We start from the raw sequence: 2,018 nt of genomic DNA on the forward strand, positions 1-2,018 counted from the left end.
ACGCCGAAGGTCTGGGTGGCCTTCTCTTTGGCCAGGATGAGCGCGGCGGCGTCGACGGCTCGCATGCGGGTCACGGGGTCTGCCTTTCGCCGCGGCCGGACAGCTGCTCGACGAGCAGGAGCAGGGCGGTGTGGTCGAGCTGGCCGTGGCCTTGCAGGCGGGCGCTGGCCATGAGCTGGGCGAGGATGGCGCCGACGGGCAGGGCGACGCCGGCTTCGCGGGCGGCGGCGGTGACGATGCCCATGTCCTTGTGGTGCAGGTCGATGCGGAAGCCCGGCTTGAAACTACGGCCCAGCATGCCCTCTGCCTTGCGCTCCAGGATGCGGTTGCCCGCCAGCCCGGCCGACAGCACCTTGACCGCGGCGTCGGTGTCCACGCCGTGCGCCTCCAGGAAGACGATCGCCTCGGCGACCAGTTGAATGGTGCCGGCGACGATGAGCTGGTTGGCGGCCTTGACCGTCTGCCCGCTGCCGGACGGGCCGACGTGCACCACCGTCGAACCCACCGCCTCCAGGATCGGGCGGGCCGCCTCGACGTCGGCCTCGTTCCCGCCGACCATGATGGACAGGGTGGCGTCGATCGCCCCCTGCTCACCACCGGAGACGGGCGCGTCCACCGCACGCAACCCCGCCTCGGCGGCCCGCCCGGCCAGGCGTGCGGCGGCATCCGGCCTGATGCTGCTGGCGTCGATCCACAGGGACCCCTTGCGCGCGTGCTCCACGATGTCGGCGGAGACCAGCTCGACGTCGGGGGTGTCGGGCAACATGGTCACGATCACGTCCGCGTCGCGGACACCGTCCGCGATGGTGTGCGCGCCCTGGCCGCCCAGCTCGATGAGATGCTCGACCTTCTCCCATTCCTTGTTGACGCCGGTGACGGAGTATCCGGCCTTGATCAGGTTGGCGGCCATGGGGGCGCCCATGATGCCCAGTCCGATGACGGTCACGTTGGTCACGGCAGTTCCTTAGGGTCGGAGGTGAGCCAGGCGAAGGGGTCCTCGCCCGGGTTGGCCTTGTATTCCAGGCCGATCCAGCCGTCGTATCCGGCCTGGTCGAGCTCGGTCAGCCAGGCGGCCAGGGGCAGGTCGCCGGTGCCGGGCGCGCCTCTGCCGGGCGCGTCGGCGATCTGGACGTGGCCGATCCGGTCGAGCCCTCCTCGCAGGAGCGCGTCCACGTCCTCGCCGTTGACGGCCAGGTGGTAGAGGTCGGCCAGCAGCTTCAGCCCCGGCACCTGGGCCACGACGGCCAGCGCTTCGGCGGCGGTCTTGAGCGGATAGGCGGGGGATCCGCTGAGCGGTTCCACCAGGACGACGCCGTCCACGGTTTCCGCGGCCAGCGCCAGGTTGGCCAGGGCGGTCGCGTCCTGGAGCTCCTCCGACGCGGCGCCGAGGCGGTTGCCGTAGAGGGCGTTGAAGGCGCGGCAGCCGGTGCGGCGGCCGATGTCGGCGACGACCAGGATGTTGTCGCGGAACTCGGTCACCCGGTTCGGATGCGACAGCAGGCCACGGTCACCGGCGGGCATGTCGCCGGCGGCGAAGTTGAGGCCGGTGAGCTGGACGCCGGCTTCCTGAAGGGCCTCGATGAACGCCTCGACCTCGGCATCGGAAGGGACGGCGTTGTCGAAGGGCCACCAGAATTCCACGGCGTCGAAGCCGGCTTTGCGGGCGGCTTCGGGGCGTTGCAGGATGGGCAGGTCGGTGAACAGGATGGAACAGTTGACGGAGTAGCGCATCTGTCCCTGCCTTTCTCGTGGACGGGTGCTAGCGGACGGGTGCTAGTGGACGGTGTTGGTGAGCACGCCGATGCCGTCGATGTCGATGTCGACCCGGTCGCCGGTGGTGAGTGGGCCGACGCCGTCGGGGCTGCCGGTGAGCAGGACGTCGCCGGGGTGCAGGGTGATGTAGCCGAGGATGTAGTCGCGGTAGTGGCGGCGGTTGATCTGGCTGGCGGTGCGGCCGATGACCACGGCCAGTTCGCCTTCGTATTCCAGGCGGCGCAGGCCGTGCGGGCGGCGGATGG

General features: G+C 70.5%; 3 protein-coding genes. All 3 read right to left on the bottom strand.

Annotation, left to right across the window (positions count from 1 at the left end):
* Positions 1-70: 70 nt before the first annotated feature.
* On the bottom strand, positions 71-955 hold the full coding sequence (locus FVE25_RS53495) for a 2-hydroxy-3-oxopropionate reductase (protein ID WP_157255235.1): 885 nt from the start codon (positions 953-955) through the stop codon (positions 71-73).
* A complete protein-coding gene (locus FVE25_RS53500; RefSeq protein ID WP_157255237.1) occupies positions 952-1,731 on the bottom strand; it encodes a hydroxypyruvate isomerase family protein in 780 nt (259 codons plus the stop codon). Before FVE25_RS53500 ends, FVE25_RS53495 begins: the two co-directional genes overlap by 4 nt.
* A 42-nt stretch (positions 1,732-1,773) precedes the next feature.
* Positions 1,774-2,018: fumarylacetoacetate hydrolase family protein (locus FVE25_RS54860; RefSeq protein ID WP_219826082.1), on the bottom strand; the 245-nt coding region annotated here is incomplete at its 5' end.

The organism is Nonomuraea typhae (genome assembly GCF_009760925.1).
Classification (GTDB): Bacteria; Actinomycetota; Actinomycetes; order Streptosporangiales; family Streptosporangiaceae; genus Nonomuraea; species Nonomuraea typhae.